At 63.8% G+C, this 16,273-nt stretch carries 14 protein-coding genes; 4 read left to right on the top strand and 10 right to left on the bottom strand.

Annotated features, from left to right (window positions below; genetic code table 11):
• Positions 1 to 76 precede the first annotated feature (76 nt).
• Positions 77 to 2,482, top strand: a complete 2,406-nt coding sequence (locus ACOY6C_RS01600) for a putative bifunctional diguanylate cyclase/phosphodiesterase (protein ID WP_420903727.1) — start codon at positions 77 to 79, stop codon at positions 2,480 to 2,482.
• 114 nt (positions 2,483 to 2,596) lie between these two features.
• On the opposite strand, the gene ACOY6C_RS01595 is transcribed toward ACOY6C_RS01600, so the two are convergent.
• The 8 genes from ACOY6C_RS01595 to ACOY6C_RS01560 all read right to left on the bottom strand — a co-directional run bounded on the left by ACOY6C_RS01595 (position 2,597) and on the right by ACOY6C_RS01560 (position 12,076).
• Entirely contained in the window at positions 2,597 to 4,213 is a 1,617-nt protein-coding gene (locus ACOY6C_RS01595; protein ID WP_420903726.1) for an ABC transporter permease, read from the bottom strand.
• Positions 4,210 to 5,217 (bottom strand): extracellular solute-binding protein, encoded by a 1,008-nt coding sequence (locus ACOY6C_RS01590; RefSeq protein ID WP_420903725.1) that lies wholly within the window; start codon positions 5,215 to 5,217, stop codon positions 4,210 to 4,212. Before ACOY6C_RS01590 ends, ACOY6C_RS01595 begins: the two co-directional genes overlap by 4 nt.
• Before the next feature lie 56 nt (positions 5,218 to 5,273).
• Positions 5,274 to 6,383, bottom strand: a complete 1,110-nt coding sequence (locus ACOY6C_RS01585; protein WP_420903814.1) for an ABC transporter ATP-binding protein — start codon at positions 6,381 to 6,383, stop codon at positions 5,274 to 5,276.
• Positions 6,384 to 6,714: 331 nt separating this feature from the next.
• Positions 6,715 to 7,305, bottom strand: coding sequence for an HPP family protein (locus ACOY6C_RS01580; RefSeq protein ID WP_420903724.1), 591 nt, complete (start codon positions 7,303 to 7,305; stop codon positions 6,715 to 6,717).
• Between the two features lie 316 nt (positions 7,306 to 7,621).
• On the bottom strand, positions 7,622 to 8,851 hold the full coding sequence (locus ACOY6C_RS01575) for a glycosyltransferase family 4 protein (RefSeq protein ID WP_420903723.1): 1,230 nt from the start codon (positions 8,849 to 8,851) through the stop codon (positions 7,622 to 7,624).
• 119 nt (positions 8,852 to 8,970) lie between these two features.
• A complete protein-coding gene (locus ACOY6C_RS01570; RefSeq protein ID WP_420903722.1) occupies positions 8,971 to 9,693 on the bottom strand; it encodes a DnaA/Hda family protein in 723 nt (240 codons plus the stop codon).
• 24 nt (positions 9,694 to 9,717) lie between these two features.
• Complete coding sequence (locus ACOY6C_RS01565; protein ID WP_420903721.1) at positions 9,718 to 10,836, bottom strand: hypothetical protein; 1,119 nt, start codon at positions 10,834 to 10,836, stop codon at positions 9,718 to 9,720.
• Between the two features lie 4 nt (positions 10,837 to 10,840).
• Positions 10,841 to 12,076 (bottom strand): DUF2066 domain-containing protein, encoded by a 1,236-nt coding sequence (locus tag ACOY6C_RS01560; RefSeq protein ID WP_420903720.1) that lies wholly within the window; start codon positions 12,074 to 12,076, stop codon positions 10,841 to 10,843.
• A 367-nt stretch (positions 12,077 to 12,443) separates the two neighbouring features.
• Here ACOY6C_RS01560 and purM point away from each other — a divergent pair, with 367 nt between their 5' ends.
• From purM to ACOY6C_RS01545, 3 genes are all read left to right on the top strand, one after another.
• Positions 12,444 to 13,538 (top strand): phosphoribosylformylglycinamidine cyclo-ligase, encoded by a 1,095-nt coding sequence (purM, locus tag ACOY6C_RS01555; protein ID WP_420903719.1) that lies wholly within the window; start codon positions 12,444 to 12,446, stop codon positions 13,536 to 13,538.
• On the top strand, positions 13,531 to 14,211 hold the full coding sequence (gene purN / locus ACOY6C_RS01550; protein ID WP_420903718.1) for a phosphoribosylglycinamide formyltransferase: 681 nt from the start codon (positions 13,531 to 13,533) through the stop codon (positions 14,209 to 14,211). The genes purM and purN overlap by 8 nt, the downstream gene beginning before the upstream one ends.
• A 178-nt stretch (positions 14,212 to 14,389) precedes the next feature.
• The gene (locus ACOY6C_RS01545; protein WP_420903717.1) at positions 14,390 to 14,944 is read left to right on the top strand and encodes a tetratricopeptide repeat protein; all 555 of its coding nucleotides are present in this window, start codon (positions 14,390 to 14,392) and stop codon (positions 14,942 to 14,944) included.
• Positions 14,945 to 15,566: 622 nt separating this feature from the next.
• Here the strand turns inward: ACOY6C_RS01545 and ACOY6C_RS01540 are convergent.
• Entirely contained in the window at positions 15,567 to 15,794 is a 228-nt protein-coding gene (locus ACOY6C_RS01540) for an FmdB family zinc ribbon protein (protein WP_420903716.1), read from the bottom strand.
• A 25-nt stretch (positions 15,795 to 15,819) separates the two neighbouring features.
• Positions 15,820 to 16,272 carry a 50S ribosomal protein L9 gene (rplI, locus tag ACOY6C_RS01535; RefSeq protein ID WP_420903715.1) on the bottom strand — a complete coding sequence of 151 codons (453 nt, stop codon included), beginning with the start codon at positions 16,270 to 16,272 and terminating at the stop codon, positions 15,820 to 15,822.
• Position 16,273 lies beyond the last annotated feature (1 nt).

The following is a 16,273-nucleotide window of genomic DNA, read 5'->3' as shown; positions in this document are numbered from 1 at the left end:
CATGTCACGCTGCAACGTGGGCGCTTCCGATCCGACGCACCGTCACGGGAAACCCCAAGGATACCCGATCAACCTTATGTCCATGCGCCTCAAACTGATTCTGTTGTGCCTGATACCCCTGCTCGTCGGACTGGGGGGAAGTGCCGCCATCTCCCACTATCTCACCGGGAAAAACGCCCTCGAATCGGCCTTCACCTTTCTGGATCAGGCCAATCTGGCCTTGATCCGGGAGATCGAAATCCTGGTCGCAGGCGACCTCTCCTCCCGACCACCCCCGGTGGAAAAGCTGCGCGCCCTGCTGCATCACACCCACCGTCATCCGGAGAGCGAAGGCCATCAACTCATCCTGGCCCCGGACGGCGCCATTCTCGCCGACAGCCGCGCCACGACCCCGGAACGTCCGGACTCCACAGACTGGAAGGCCATCGTCACGCGCATCCGTCAGGGCGAAACCGGACATGACGAACTCCATCTGGGCGGGGAACGATGGCTGATCGCCTTCCGTCCGTCAAGCGTCGGCAACCTGCGCATCGCCCACCTGCACGCCGAACGGGCCCTCATGCCCGAAGCGCGCACCTGGCTTCTGGATCCGCTCCTGGCCCATCTGCTGCTCGCCGCCACCCTGACCCTCCTCACCCTCATAACCCTGCGCGGCCACGGCGAACGGCTTCTGGCCCCCATCGGCATGCTGCGCGAGGCCATGCAACGGCTCATCCACGGACCGCTCGACCTCTCCACCAGGATCCCGCCCTCCACCCATGACGAATCCGGCTCCCTGATCGACACCTTCAACCAACTGCTCGACATCCTGCACCACAAAACCGACTCCAAGGGGTTCATGGAGCAGATCCTGGGCGCCATGCTCGATGGCCTGCTGATTCTCGATCGCGACAACCGCATCCAGCGGGTCAACAAGGCGCTCCTCACCCTGCTCGAGGAGACCGAGGAGAAACTCATCGGTCGCCATCTGGATGAGCTGATCCCGGATCCCGCCTTCTGCGCCATCATGTATCGGGACATGCTGGCCGAACGTCCGTTCCGCTTCCAGGAAACCACCTTTCTGACCGCCGACGGACGCGAGGTGGCGGTATCGATCTCCAGTTCCCTGTTGCGCGAAGGGGAGTCCCTGGCCGGCACGGTGATTCTGGTGCAGGATATCCGCCAGCGCAAGCGCAACGAAGAGCAGCTCCATTTCCTGGCCAACTTCGACGTACTCACCCAACTCCCGAACCGTTCGCTGCTGGTGGAGCGACTCTCCCAGACCCTGACCCGCGCCCCCTGGCGCAGCACCAGCGTAGGATTGATGCACTGCGCCCTGGACCGCTTCAAAACCATCAACGAATCCCTCGGCCATCGCGCCGGGGACGAACTGTTGAAGGAGACCGCCACCCGCCTCCTGGAGAGCATACGCGATGGCGATACCGTGGCCCGTATCGGCGGGGATGAGTTTCTGGTGCTCTTCCAGGACATCGCCAGAGCCGACGATGTGATCCATCTGGCCCGCAAGCTCTCCCAGGCGGTCTCCAAACCGATCCTGCTCTCCACCGGCCAGGAGATCTTCATCACCGCCAGCATCGGCATCTCGCTCTTTCCGGAAAACGGCGCCACCCCGGACGAACTGCTCAAGAACGCCGACATCGCCACCCATTTCGCCAAAGCACAGGGCAAGAATCAATTCAGTTTCTTTTCCGTGGAGATGAACCGGAAGGGGGCGCAACGGATCGCCATGGAGCGGGATCTGCGTCGCGCCATCGAACGGGGGGAACTCGAGGCCCACTATCAACCGCGCTGGGATCTGCAACAGGATCGACTGGCCGGGGCCGAGGCCCTGGTACGCTGGCGACGCGGCGGCACGTCGGTCTCACCGGGGGAGTTCCTGCCCCTGGCCGAGGAGTTGGGGCTGATCGAGGAGATCGATCTGTGGATGATCGAGGAGACCTGCAAACAGGCGCGCACCTGGCTCGACCAGGGTCATCCGCCGCTGCGGCTCTCCATCAATCTCTCCCACCACCTGTTCGGACGTCACGATCTGGTGATGGTGGTGCGCCGGATACTGGAGGAGAACCGTCTGGAACCCCGACACATCGAGCTGGAGTTGACCGAGGCGATCGTGATGCACGACGTGGGGCACGCCATGAACACCCTGCGCGCCTTCCGGGATATGGGGATCCATCTGGCGGTGGACGACTTCGGCACCGGCTACTCCTCCTTTTCCCATCTGCGGCGCCTGCCGGTGCATATCTTGAAGATCGACCGCTCCTTCGTGCGCGAGATCACCACCCATCGCGAGGATGCGGTGATCACCGAGGCGATCATCTCCTTGGCCCACACCCTGGGGCTGCGCGCCACCGCCGAGGGGGCCGAGGAGCCGGCTCAACGGGAACTGTTGACCCAATTGGGCTGCGACGAGCTGCAAGGCTATCTGATCAGCCGCCCGATTCCGGCCAAGGAGCTGGCGGAGCGATTTTTCGTGGGGCGATGAAGAGCGGTTCTCGGGGATTCAGGAAGGGGGACGACTGTTCGTTGCACCGCGTTGCAAGCGGAGCCTCACGGATATCGAGCCAATCCCCGTGATCACACGTTACACCCCCCCATTCTAACGCCGCGCCGTCTTGCGCACCAACAAAATCACCGGCCACACGCCGATCAACACCAGCGTCACCGCCGGCAGGGCGGCCCGTTCCCACTCCCCTTCCGCGGTCATCTCGTGGATGCGCACCGCCAGGGTATCCCAGCCGAAGGGACGCAGCATCAGGGTGGCGGGCATCTCCTTCATCACCTCGATGAGCACCAGCAGGATCGCGGTCAGAAGTCCCGGTCGCAACAGGGGCAGATGGATGCGGCGTATCTGCTCCCACAGGTCTGATCCCAACCCCTGGGCAGCCTCGAGGATGGCGGGACGGATGCGCTCCAGGCCGCTCTCCACCGGCCCCATGGCCACGGCCAGAAAACGGGCCAGATAGGCCAGCAACAACGCACCGACGCCGGCGCCCAGGGCACCGTTCGTTCCGCCGGTGGTACCCAGGGCCTTGCCGATGGCGATCAGGGCCAGCATCACCCCGACCGCGAGCACCGAACCGGGCAGCGCATAGCCGGAGGAGGCCAGACGCACCGCCAGGCGGATCGGGCGATCCTCGGGATGGCGCTTGCGGATCAGGCCGAGGATGAGGGCCGCGAGGCTGGCCAGCAGGGCAGCCCCGCCCCCCAGGAGCAGGGTATGGCCCAACAGGCTCCAATAGCGGGCATCGAGATCCTGGCCGATACGTCCCAGGGCCCAGATGGCAAGCTGGGTCATGGGCACGGCGAAGGCCAGGCCGAAGACCAGGGTGGCGACTCCGGTGGCCAGCCAGCCGGCCATCCCGGTGAGCACGATCCGTTCCCGTGCGGTCGGGGCATGGCCGTCACTGGCAAAATAACGGGCCCGTCCGCGCATGCGGCGTTCGACGGTCAGCGCCGCCAGGACAAACAACAGCAGCAGGGAGGCCAGTTGGGTGGCGGCGGGAAGGTTGAACATCCCGTACCAGGCCTTGTAGATGGCCGTGGTGAAGGTCTGGAAGCCGAACACCGACACGGCGCCGAAGTCGGCCAGGGCCTCCATGGCGGCCAGGGCGCAGCCGGCGGCGATGGCCGGGCGGGCCATGGGCAGGGCAGCGTGCCAGAAGGCGCCCCAGGGGGTGCGTCCGAGGATGCGCGCCGCCTCGAGCATGCGGCGTCCCTGCCCGGCGAAAGCGGCGCGGGCCAGCATGTACACATAGGGATAGAGCGACAGGGCGAAGAAAAAAACCACCATGCCGGGCGAACGGATATCCGGGAACCAGTAGCCGTTGGCGCCGAAGCGGCGGGCGAGTCCGAGCTGAAGGGGACCGCCGTAGTCGAGCAGGCCCAGCCAGGTGAAGGCCAGCACATAGGCGGGCATGGCCAGGGGCAGGATCAGGGCCCAGTCGAAAAACCGCCGTCCCGGAAAGTCGCACAGGGCGGTAAGCCAGGCGAGTCCCACCCCCAAAAGCCATACCCAGGCGATGACACCCACGATCAGGATGCCGGTGTTGCGTATGAGGGTGGGCAGCACCGTATCGAGCAGATGGCGCCACGCGGCCCACTCCGGGGTGATCCAGGCGGAAAGGATCACCCCGACGGGCACGAGCACAACCCCGGTCAACAGCCAGGCGATCAGACGCCAGCGACCGATTTCGCCGGAAACGGACCGGATCATCGATACCCGGCCCGATCCATCAGACGGACGGCGGCGGCCTGATGCCGACCAGCCAGAGAGACGTTGAGCGACTCGCCCTTGAAGGTTCCCCAGGCGGCGACCTCGGCATGGGGCAGGATTTTCGGATTGGCCGGGTACTCCATGTTCAGCTCGGCGAAGATCTCCTGGGCCTCGGGGGTGGAGAGCCATTCCAGAAACCGGATGGCCGCGTCGCGATGTTTGGCGTGTTTGGTGACCCCGGCCCCGGAGACGTTGACATGGGTGCCGTTCGACTTCTGATCGGCCCAGAAGAGTTTGACCGGTGTCGCGGGTTTCTCTTTCAGCAGCGCGCCAAAGTAGTAGGTATTGACGATGCCCACGTCGCACTTGCCCGCGGCGATCGCCTCCATGAGCTTGGTGTCGTTGGAGAAGACCGGCACCGCCAGATTGGCCACCCAGCCGCGCACGATCTTCTCGGTAGCCTCCTCGCCGAGACGGGCGATCAGCATGGCGACCAGGGACTGGTTGTAGATTTTCTCGGAACTGCGCAGACAGAGCTTGCCTTTCCACTTCTCGGCAGCCAGATCCTCGTAGCTGGAGAGGGACTCCGGCTTGACCCGCTCGGTGGAATGAACGATGGTGCGCGCCCGCACCGACAGGCCGAACCACCGTTTTTCCGGATCGCGGAGCCGTTCCGGAATGTTGGCGTTCAGGGTCGGAGAGTCCACCGCGGCCAGCACCCCCTTTTCGGCGGCATGCCAGAGGTTGCCGGCATCCACGGTGATCAGCAGATCCGCCGGGGTAGCCTCGCCCTCGGCCTGAAGACGGGCCAGCAGCGGTCCCTCGCCATCGGTGAGATAACGGGTCTTGACCCCGGTCTTGGCCTGGTAGGCGTCGAGCAGGGGTTTCAACAGATGCTCCTTGCGCGCCGAATAGATCACCAGTTCGTCATTCGCCTCCACGGGCGCGACGCCAAACAGCGCGGTGGCGAGGAACAGCGCCGGGATAAGGGCTTGCTTGATCATGATTTCAATCCTTTCCTTTCCTGCAAGTTAGCGGTTGCATTCTTGTTGGCGCCGGTTCAGAGCGAGGCGGGATAACAGATGAAAGAACCGTCCGCCCGGTCGTCCGGAAAGAGCACCAGGTGGTCGGTGGAGACGCGGATCGGCACCCGTTCGCCGACCGGATGATCGGCGTGGGAGGGAAAAAGGGATTGCAACTGGCAGCCGGAATCAAGCTCCAGGGTGTAGAGGGTCGAGGCGCCGCGAAAGGCGCGTCGGATCACCCGCGCCACGATCGGGGAGTTTTCGTCCGGCAACACGTCGTCCGGACGGATCAGCACCCGCACCGCCGTACCGGGATCGATCCGCGCGCCGTGGGGCTTGCCGCGCACCATGCCCACCGCGGTACGAATCTCCTCCGCCGACTCGCTCACCCCGGACAAAAAGGTTCCCTGGCCGATGAAACCGGCCACGAAGGCATCCACCGGCTGGTGGTAAAGCTCATACGGCGTGCCCCACTGGCGCAGATTCCCCTCATGGAGAACCCCCACCTTGTCGCCCCAGGCAAAGGCCTCGTGCTGATCGTGGGTGACCAGGATGCCGGTGGTGCCTTGACTTTCAAGAATTTGACGAACCTCCACCCCCAACCGTTCGCGCAGCTCCACATCCAGATTGGAAAAGGGCTCGTCGAGCAGGATCAGCTCCGGTTTTGGGGCCAGGGCGCGGGCCAGGGCGGTGCGTTGCTGCTGTCCGCCGGAGAGTTCGTGGGGGTAGCGACGGGCCAGGGAGGCGAGCCCCACCCGTTCGAGCATCTCGTGGGTGGTGGCGCGGATCCGTTCCCGGCTCTCCCCCTTGAGGCCATAGGCGACGTTTTCGGCCACGGTCAGATGGGGAAAGAGGGCGTAATCCTGGAACACCATGCCCACGCGACGCCGTTCCGGCGGCATGGCGAAGCCGGGTCGGGCGATCGCCACCCCCCTGAGCAGGATCTGGCCGGCGATGAGCGGGATGAACCCGGCAATGGCGCGCAACAACGTGGTCTTTCCGCACCCGCTCGCCCCCAACAGGCTCACCATCTCGCCTGGATCCACCCTCAAGTTCAGGTCACGCACCACCGGACGTTGCGGATCGAGGCCACAGGCGAGCGCTTCCAGAATCAGGAGGGGTGCGATGGGAGAGGCGTTGTTCATGGCATCGGGCGCGGCTGGGGGTTGGAGAATGAATGAATGATACACATTCTCAACCATAATCGCAAAGCCAATTTTGCAGATTTTGTAACCATGGGTTCTGCATAGTCAAACCGCAACCATCATGAGATGCGTCGTTTTCCGCAAGGCTGCCGTGCAAGATACGCGAGTCGTTCCCGAAAATCGGAAACGACTCGCACAAGGCGGCGCGCGGCGCATTTTTCGCAAAAGAGGCGAAACGGTAAAAACGACACATTCCAAACCGGGTGCGGTTCACCAGATTGTTTCACCGCTCGCGAGCGGCGCGAAGGGCCCCATACACCCGGCTTCCCGGTTACCACCAGAGCGGATAGCGACGCGAGGGGATAAGATTGTTGAAAATCAAGGCCAGGCCGAGCATCAGGGTCGTTGCGACCAGAACGGGCAGAAAGGCATACAAGAACCCGAGGGCGCGAACCTGCTCCGAGCCGATCACCGCAATCAGGGCCGTGGCGCCACCGGGAGGATGGAGGGAGCGGGTCAGGTGCATGGCGGTGATGGCCAGGGAGACGGCCAGAGGGGCCGCCAGCCAGGTCACACCAGGCAGGAGTTTCACCGCGCCCACGCCGATGAGGGCAGAAATGAAGTGGCCGAGGATCAGATTGCGCGGCTGGGCCAGGGGGCTGGCGGGCGCGCCGTAGATCAACACCGCCGAGGCCCCGAAGCTGCCAAGGAGAAGGATCAGGTCGGAATCCTGGAAAAAGAGCCGTTCCAGCCCGGCCACCAGAAGGATCCCCAGAAACGACCCCAACCACGACCAGCCGATCTCGACCCAGCCCACCCGTGCCGGCATGGGCAAATCGCCACGCATCTTGGCGAGCCAGGGAATTCGATCGCTCCAGGTGCGCCAGTCGTTGGCGATCAGGACTTTCACATGTTCGACCATGGGTTATTCGATCTCCTCAAGCAGGTTTGACAGATCCCGAGCGCCATGCAACACATGCAACACCACGGGAGGAACGGGATTCGGGTTGTCAACAACCCAAGAACCAAAACCGGATAACGCGAAAAATCGATCAGGGGATGGCAACCAATCAGCCTCTCCCGTCCACACCGTGGAAACGCTCCCAATTGCCACGCCAGGCGTTCCAGACTGCGGCGGAACGCCTGGGCGGCTGACGGATCGTCCTTGAATTGAATACCGTCTGATCGGATGACGCCACCTTTGACGAACACGTCGCACCAGGCCGGTTGTCAGGCGGTCACCCCCCCTGCAAAATGTCGCGAAACAGGTGCAACTGTCCCCGCGTGGTCGCCTCCCAGGAGAATGTCTCGGCATGGCGACGGGTGGCTTCGGGATCCGCCGCTCGCGCCAGGAGATCGCGCACCGACATCGCGATGGCCGCCGGTTCAAGCCCCTCGATCAACACCCCGGCCTCGGGCGCGGTGACCACCTCCGGCGCGCCCCAGACGCGGGTCGCCGCGACCCGCGTGCCGCAGGCCATGGCCTCCAGGAGCACATTGGCCCACCCTTCGCGGCTCGAGGCCAACACCAGAGCATCGGCGGCGGAATAGTAGCGCCTGAGTTGACCTTGCGGGATCTCTCCCAGCAGTTGGACCCGATCGGCCACGCCAAGTTCCCATGCCAGTGCGCGCAAAGTCTCTTGCAACGCTCCCGAACCGGCGATCGCCAGATGGACGCCGGGCAACTCGGGCAGGGCGCGAATGATCCGATCATGCCCCTTGCGTTCGATCAGATGGCCCACGGAGAGGAGCGTCGGGCCTCGCCAACCCAACGCCGCCCGCGCCGCTTCCCGTTCCACCGGTGAAAAGCGTTCAAGATCCACTCCGTTGCGCAGCACCGTGACCCGTTCGTCCGGGATGTCCATCCCGATCAGGACGCGCTTGAGTGCGGCGCTCACGGTAATCAGGCCATCCGCCCGCTCCGCGACGCGACGGATCATCCAACCAGGCAAGAAGTGGGCCGGGATCTGGTTGAGATCGCTGCCACGGGCGGTGATCACCACCGGTTTTCCCAACTGGCGTCCGAGCAGCCAGGCGGCGATGCCATCCGGATAAAAATAGTGGGCGTCGATCAGATCGAAGTCAAACCCGTTGGCGATCAAGCGGCGCAGGGTGGCGAACGCGCCAGCCGCCAGCAACAGAGGCGCGCTGGTCATGCCAATTTTCGGAGGCAGAAAATAGCGCGGATGGAGCACCTCGATGCCGTGGATCGCTTCGCGTGCCGGGGCCCGGGTGCCGAACTGGACAAAGGGGTTGAGGCGTGGATGGGTGATCGGAAACCAGGGGATCGGGGCCACCACCCGGGATTCGATCTCTCCGGTGGCGACCAGATGACGCAGCCGTTCGGCCACGAAAATTCCATGCACGGGATGGCCGGCATGCGGAAAAAGGGTGGAGAAGGTCAGAATGCGCACGAAAGGACCATCGACGAGAGGAATCGGAGGATGACGAAGCGCGGCCCCCGTCATGCATACGGCTGTCCGTCTTCCGCGACGTGACTGCGCGCCCCAGGATACGACCGCCGGGGAGCCGGATGCAACCGCCTGACCGCGGGCGGATCAGCCGAAGAGTCAGGCCATCCCCGGTGTCACAACCCCAGGATCTCCTTGGCCAACGGCACGGTCAGGGGCCGGATCCGCTCCAGACCGGCACGATCGAGACGGTCCAGGGCCTCGGCCAGATCGGGGATCCGACGGGGCAGCCGGGCGCACAGAAAACGGATCACCTCGGGATTCATGCGCACCTGACGATCCGCGGCCAGCTTGGCCAGAATCGCCTCCCGTTCGGCATCGTCCGGCGGGGCGATCTCCAGCATCTGGCCCCACAACAGCCGCGAGCGCAGATCGGCCCGCAACGCGGTCAACTCCACGGGGGAGAGACGCGAGGCGACCAACAGACGACCATCGCACGCACGCAGGTGATTGAACAAAAACAGCAACCCCTCCTGGACCACCTCCGGTCCCGCCGCGATGCGCTCCAGATTGTCCACCGCCACCAGCACCCGGCCCGACCAGCGCTCCAGAAAACCGGTCAGGGCCCCCTCCCCACCATCGGCCAAGGCCAGGCCCAGGGCCTCCGGATCGAGAAAGACGGCCAGATGGCGACCTTGCCCGGCCTGCCGGTCGGCCACCGCGGCATGCAGCAGATGGCTCTTGCCACAGCCGGCCTCGCCGATCAACAACAGGCTGGTGGCCGGGGATTCCATCACCCCCCCAACCGCCGCATGCGCCAGACGGTTGGAGGTTCCGACGATGAAATTCCCGAAGGTGAACAGGGGATCCACGCCCAACGACAGGATCAGTTGCAGCATGGTCGGCATCCTCCGGGGGGGATTTCAGGCCGGGCTCCGGGCCATCTCCCCACCGCGCAGTCGTTCGAAATGGCGCTCAATGTATTCGATCTCGTATTCGGTATCGATATCCAGGGCCGGACCCGCGCAGGCGCTGATGTGCAAGGTCAGGGTCATGCCGGTCAAGGTGCGGATCCGCTCTTCCAGAACGGCCAGATCGCGGAATTTGCGATTGGCCTCCTTGTTTTTCACAATGATGAAATAAGCGCGCAGAAGAAACGAGAAGGCCTTCAACATCTGATAGTAATTCTTGCGGACGTTCGCGATCCCTTCGCTGTCGTCCTGACGCGCCTTGGAAAAAAGCGATTTAACGAACACCACGTTGTTCTTGATCTTTTTGAGATTGAACCGCCCTCCTTCGATGATGGTGCGGTTGTTGAACAGGTGTCCGGCCAGATTCCAGATGAAGCGCGGCACCCGGAACGGTCGTCCGGCCAGGAAGTTGTTGACGATCAGATCGACCGGTTCATCCCCGGCCAGAAAGGCATAGTAGTTCTTGACCGCCCGATCGTATTGGAACGGCTCGTCGCAACGCGCAACCGCCGCATCGATGGCCGACCGGTGCGTGCGTCCCAACACCAGATCCGCATCCGACCGTTTGCCGGTGACCAGGCAGTCGATCTCCTCGGGGCGGATCAGCGGCAGATCGCTGGTCAGAAGATTCACCCGTGTCGCGGCGATCGACTCCTCCTGGCTCAACTCCCGCCACAGCGCCCAATGACGCGGACCCAGGGGCTCGGTCAACACCTCCGGATTCAGACTGATGCCGTGCGTCCCGTGCAGATGGCGCAAGACCGTCATCACGAAGCTCTCGACGAAATGGTTCCCCTCCTCGACCAGATGCAGCTCGATCCCCTTCTCCCGCGCCCGTTGCACTGCCCACGTCAGGCGGGATTCCAACCGTTCCCGGTCCCCCCAGACGTAGATCGGTCCCACCGACCTGGCCTCCAACGCCGCAGCGACCACATGCTCGATGCTCGTCCGCTCCCGGATCGGAACAAAGGGCTGCTCACGCCCCCCCACCCGCTTGGATCCACGGGTGCCGGCGGCGATGAACAGCGGTTCGCGAACCCGGAGACTCTCCATCCCAGCCATGATCCTCATGGACTCACATCCATGTCTTGCCGGGAGGGGCCGGTTCGGGTTGGGCCTCTGGCGCGGGGGCGGCGGGTGCCGCCGCCGGGGTCGCGGCAGGCGCGGGCGCGGCGGCAGGCGCCGGAGTGTCACCCTTGGGCGGCGGGATCAACCAGAGCGTCAGCCCCTCCTCGCTTTTTTCGCGCTTGACCACCAGTTTGGCCAGCGCCGCATCCAGTTGCTCGTCACGACCCGCAAATTCGCAATCGAACAGACTCTCCCGCGCGGTCGCCTGGACCAGGCGGGGTTCGGCCATGCCGGGCACGGCGCGCAGACCGGCCAGGAATTCGGTCATTTTGGCCACCTGGACGTCGTGCATCACCCGCAGCCGCAAGGTGCGTTTGTTGCCGGGCTGGATCACATGATCCCCGACCCACTGTTCCAGGATCTGCTGGGCCAGTTTGCCCGCCACGGCGGGATAGACGGCATTGGCCGCCTCGGCGGCGGAAGAGGCGCCTTTCTCCTCCCCGGCCTGAATCCGGACCGGGGCGACATGGGGACGGGCCACGGTCAACGTGGCCGACACCTTGATCCGCGCCCCCTTGCCACCGGTAACCGGCGTGGCGGTGGCCCGCGCCACCCAGACCTCACCGACGCCGTAGCGGCTGGCCGCCCATTCAAGCATCCCGGCATCCCCCTTTTCGACCCGTTCGGCGGAGAGTTGGGTCAAATCCTCCAGATCCCCGAGGGGTTGCATCACGTTGAGTCCCAGTTCGCGGGCGGCGGCGGGCATGGCTTTCCACAACAGGGTCGCGGCCCCCTCCGTCTTCTCCTCGGAGGCGATCAGCAGCACCAGAGGATAGGCCGCCTCGGTGAAGGGGATCTTCTCCTTGCCGAGGGCGGCAACGACCTCCTTGCGGGCGTAGTGCAGATCCAGATGGAGGTTCAACCGCTCCCCGACCTGCTTTTCCGAGCGCACCACGGTCCGTTCGACCAGCCGCTTGGGCTCCTTGGTCAGGGTGGCCAGATACTCCTTGCGCGCGTCGCGTTCCGTCTGGGTCAACATGCGCAGCAGCAGGCGCCGCAATCCTTCGCGTTGCGCCTGGGTCACTCCGGCCTCATGGGTGGCCTCGAGCCCCTTGCTCATCGGCACCGACACCTCGATGCCGCGCATCTCGTAGATCGAACCGCCCGCCCCGTCCGCGGCCCAGGCCGGCAGGGCCAGCCACAACGCGCCAAGCCAGATCCACGCGCCCCATCCAACCGACATCCCACGAAAAGGATCCCTCGAGATTCTCATGCTGATCCAGACTCCCACTTTCTTGGCCATGGACTTCCCTAAGAGGCTGGTTGGCAAATGCCGAACAGCCGACGCTGGCCCATCAGGGCCCGCCAAATTGCGCAGCAATCCGAGAAGCGCGAATCGATGTTGTTTCGATTCGCGCAGGTTTGGTGATTCCTTTTCATGGAATCACCAAACAACCTCTAAAGTGCGTTCCACGGTCGGGGGTGAGGGGATTCCACCCCATCATTGTTCAGTTTGTATTCTTCGCGCATTCCCCATCACGCCCGGCTAGTGTAACCTCTCTTGGGAAAAAAGAGCAAACCCCCAAGCACGTCGAGGAAAATCACCCGCCATGTCCAATCCAGAAAATTCCGCCACGGGTCCAACCGCCACCCCCCGCGCCACCACCTATCGCGACGCCGGCGTGGACATCGACGCCGGCAACCGGGTGGTGGAACTGATCCGCCAGGCGGTCGCTTCCACGCGCCGTCCCGGTGTGCTGGGCGGCATCGGAGGGTTCGGAGCCCTGTTCCGGCCCGACTGGCGTCACTACGCCGATCCGCTGCTCGTCTCCAGCACCGATGGGGTGGGCACCAAGCTCAAACTCGCCTTCCTCACCGGCATCCACGACACCGTAGGCATCGACCTGGTGGCCATGTCGGTGAACGATCTGGTGGTGCAAGGCGCCGAACCGCTCTTCTTCCTCGACTACTTCGCCACCGGCGCGCTCAATCCCGAAGTGGCCGCCACGGTGATCCAAGGGATCGCCGAGGGGTGCCGTCAGGCCGGCTGCGCGCTGGTGGGCGGCGAAACCGCGGAAATGCCCTCCTTCTACCCGCCCGGCGAATATGATCTGGCCGGATTCGCGGTGGGCATCGTCGATCGACCCGCCCTGATCGACGGTTCGACCATCGCGCCGGGGGATGTGGTACTCGGCATCGCCTCCTCGGGACCCCACTCCAACGGCTACTCCCTCATCCGTCATCTGGTGATGGCACCGGGCGGTCCCGGTCTCGATGCCCCATTCGCCACGCCGACCGGCGAAAAGAGACTGGGCGAGGCGCTGCTCACCCCGACCCGCATCTATGCACGGGCCATCCTCGATCTGGCCAAACGGATCACCATCAAAGGGTTGGTCCACATCACCGGCGGCGGCTTCACCGAAAACATCCCGCGCGTGTTGCCCGATGTCACCTCGGTCATCCTCGAAAAACGCGCCTGGCCCCGTCCGCCGATCTTCGATCTGTTGCAGCGTCTCGGCAACATCGAGGAGGCGGAGATGAACCGCACCTTCAACTGTGGTCTGGGCATGGTGGCGGTGGTGGCCGAGGCCGATGTCGAGACCGCCCTGACCTCCCTGCGCGCCTCGGGCGAGGAGGTGTGGACCATCGGTCGGGTGGTGGCGCGGGGTGCCGACTCCGACCCGAGGGTGGCGATCCATGACTGACTCCGTTCCGGTTCCCCGTGCTCCCTTGCGCCTCGGCGTCCTGATCTCCGGCAGTGGCAGCAATCTCCAGGCGCTCATCGACCGGGTGGCCGACGGCTTCATCCCGGCGCGCATCGCCCTGGTGATCAGCAACCGTGCCGATGCCTTCGGTCTGGAGCGGGCCAGGCAGGCCGGCATACCCACTCTGGTGATCGATCACAAAGCCCATCCGGATCGCCCCTCCTTCGAACAGGCGATGATCGACGCCCTGAACGCCTCCCAGGTCGAGCTGGTCTGTCTGGCCGGTTTCATGCGGGTGTTGACGCCGCGCTTCATTCGCGCCTTTGCCGGGCGGCTCCTCAACATCCACCCTGCCCTGCTCCCGGCCTTTCCGGGGTTGCATGTGCAGCAGCGGGCCATTGAGGCTGGCGCCCGTTTTTCCGGGGCCACGGTCCATTTCGTCACCGAGGAGGTGGATGCCGGACCGATCATCGCCCAGGCGGTGGTGCCGATCCTCGACAACGATGACGCCTCCGCCCTGGCCGCGCGCATCTTGAAACACGAGCATCGCCTCTATCCCCTGGCGGTCAAGCTCTACGCCGAGGGGCGGTTGCGAATCGAGGGGCAGAGGGTGCGGGTGATGGATGGGGATGGGATCGACCCCGATGTTTTCCTGATCGCGCCCGTGGGGTGAGGGGCGAACCCGTGGGGTGAGGGGCGAACCCGTGGGATGCGGGGCGAACCCGTGGGATGAGGGGATCGGGATCGCGCGCCGGCAACAGGTTGTCGGCTTATTTTTTGCATATCGACCTGCGCCACCTCCTTTTCATCCATCCGTTCGATCAGGGAAACCCTTAAGCGGTTGCACACTCTTGAACGTTGACACCCTGTTAGCCAATCCATCCATTCACGCCAGCGGGCTTTACAACCTCGACGAGGGGGATTATGCCCAAACCTTGGCCACGTTGGCCGAGTGGGGCGATGCCAAGGCCCAGCACAATCTGGCGGCCATGTATCTCGAAGGCATCGATGTCCCGCTCGATTATGCGCAAGCCGAGCATTGGCATCGTTTATCCGCCGAGCAGGGGTATGCCCCCGCCCAATATGATCTGGGCACCCTGTATCTGGAGGGTTTGGGGGTGGAACCGGATCCCGCCCAGGCTGCGGCCTGGTTTCTGCTTGCCGCCCGGCAGGGAGATCTCAAGGCGTGCAACAATCTTGGGATTCTCCATGCCACCGGGGAGGGGGTAGAGCGGGAGATGGTTCAGGCGCGGGCATGGTTTTTGTTGGCTGCGCGTGGGGGATTGATCGATGCGTTGGAGAATCTGGAGTTGTCCGCCGAGGAGATGAGCCCGGAGGAGTTGGCCAGTGCCGAGGCGTTGGTGGCGCGGTGGGAAAAAGGGGAAGGAGAGAAGGGAGAAGCGTGACGGAGTAGCGTTTCCGTTACTGTTACGGGGGACGGGGGGCCGAAGGTCCCCGGCGGAGGTCCGGAGGCAGAGCCTCTGGGGTTTTGGTGTTGATTTTTTTCTTTGAACCTCTTCTTTGAATCTCTTCTTGGTCTTTGCTCTTGCTTTTAGCGCGCTCTACAAAAAAGCGATTTTCACGTCTTTTGTGAAAATCGCTGCGCGCTGCCTTGGCTGCGGGAACGTTTCGCGCCTTTGGCGAAACGTTCCCGCGAACATGGCCAAAAAAACAGGCCGCCGAAGGCGGTGGGTGTCCGACACGCAATTCGCCATGAATCGTTGCCAGAAACCGGCAACGATTCATGGCACATAAGACCGCGCGCTTGCGCGATTTTTCGCAAAAAACGCGAAAAATCGCTTATCGTGAAAAGCGCGCGAAAGGAAAAAGTCATAAAAGACAAAAATCAAAACCTCAGGGCTTCGCCCCGAACCCCACCAGGGGCCACTGGCCCCTGGACCCCGCCAGTTTTTCCCCGCCTTTCATCCCCGCCTTTCATCCCCGCCTTTCATCCCCGCCAACCCCCCCAAAAAAAACGCCGCCCGCAGGTTCCCCCACGAACGGCGCCATAACCAAACTCAACAACACTCACCCCAAACCGCACATCCCCCCACCACAACCACCCGATCCACACGGCATGGCCGGCGGCGGGGATACACTCCGCGACCCGCCAATCTGAATCCCACCCGTGGAGAGAATCTTGCGCACCTTCTCGGCACCACACTCCGGACAAACCTTCACCGGCGGAGCCGACATGGGATGATCCCGCTCGAAACTCACACCACACGCATCGCACTTGTAATCATAAAGCGCCATCGTCACACCTCATCACCCAAAACCATCAACGGTTGACCCGCCGCTCCACCCGAACCTTCACCTCGGGGATGATGTCCGGATGCAAACGAATGCGCACCACATGCTCACCCAACGTGCGAATCGGACGAGGCACGTCGATCGAACCACGCGGAGTCTCGATGCCACGCTCGGTGAAAAATCCGGCAATGTCCGAATTGGTCACCGAACCGAACAACTTGTCACCCGATCCGGCTGGCCGATCCAACACCACCTCAACCCCGGCAATCCGGGCAGCCAAAGCCTGCGCCCGCTCCAGAATCTCCTGCTGACGCGCCTCGAATGCCACCCGCTCCGACTCGAACCGCTCGAGATTCCGCTTGGTGGCCGGCAAGGCCTTGCCCTCCGGGATCAGGAAGTTGCGACCATAACCCGGACGCACCGCAACCACGGAACCCAAATCACCCAACTTGCCAATCTTTTCCAACAGAATTACTTCCATG

The organism is Candidatus Magnetaquiglobus chichijimensis, from assembly GCF_045865675.1.
Taxonomy (GTDB): Bacteria; Pseudomonadota; Magnetococcia; order Magnetococcales; family Magnetaquicoccaceae; genus Magnetaquiglobus; species Magnetaquiglobus chichijimensis.
Note: the sequence above shows the minus strand (reverse complement) of the source record. Positions and strands in the feature narration are given on the sequence as shown.

Bases quoted from the DNA above. Each gene is read 5' to 3' on its own strand.
- ACOY6C_RS01570 (WP_420903722.1), bottom strand. From the start codon at position 9,693: ATGCTGCAACTGATCCTGTCGTTGGGCGTGGATCCCCTGTTCACCTTC.
- ACOY6C_RS01565 (WP_420903721.1), bottom strand. From the start codon at position 10,836: ATGAGGATCATGGCTGGGATGGAGAGTCTCCGGGTTCGCGAACCGCTG.
- ACOY6C_RS01580 (WP_420903724.1), bottom strand. From the start codon at position 7,305: ATGGTCGAACATGTGAAAGTCCTGATCGCCAACGACTGGCGCACCTGG.
- rplI (WP_420903715.1), bottom strand. From the start codon at position 16,272: ATGGAAGTAATTCTGTTGGAAAAGATTGGCAAGTTGGGTGATTTGGGT.
- ACOY6C_RS01600 (WP_420903727.1), top strand. From the start codon at position 77: ATGTCCATGCGCCTCAAACTGATTCTGTTGTGCCTGATACCCCTGCTC.
- ACOY6C_RS01585 (WP_420903814.1), bottom strand. From the start codon at position 6,383: ATGAACAACGCCTCTCCCATCGCACCCCTCCTGATTCTGGAAGCGCTC.
- purM (WP_420903719.1), top strand. From the start codon at position 12,444: ATGTCCAATCCAGAAAATTCCGCCACGGGTCCAACCGCCACCCCCCGC.
- ACOY6C_RS01575 (WP_420903723.1), bottom strand. From the start codon at position 8,851: ATGACGGGGGCCGCGCTTCGTCATCCTCCGATTCCTCTCGTCGATGGT.
- ACOY6C_RS01590 (WP_420903725.1), bottom strand. From the start codon at position 5,217: ATGATCAAGCAAGCCCTTATCCCGGCGCTGTTCCTCGCCACCGCGCTG.
- ACOY6C_RS01595 (WP_420903726.1), bottom strand. From the start codon at position 4,213: ATGATCCGGTCCGTTTCCGGCGAAATCGGTCGCTGGCGTCTGATCGCC.
- ACOY6C_RS01540 (WP_420903716.1), bottom strand. From the start codon at position 15,794: ATGGCGCTTTATGATTACAAGTGCGATGCGTGTGGTGTGAGTTTCGAG.
- purN (WP_420903718.1), top strand. From the start codon at position 13,531: ATGACTGACTCCGTTCCGGTTCCCCGTGCTCCCTTGCGCCTCGGCGTC.
- ACOY6C_RS01560 (WP_420903720.1), bottom strand. From the start codon at position 12,076: ATGTCGGTTGGATGGGGCGCGTGGATCTGGCTTGGCGCGTTGTGGCTG.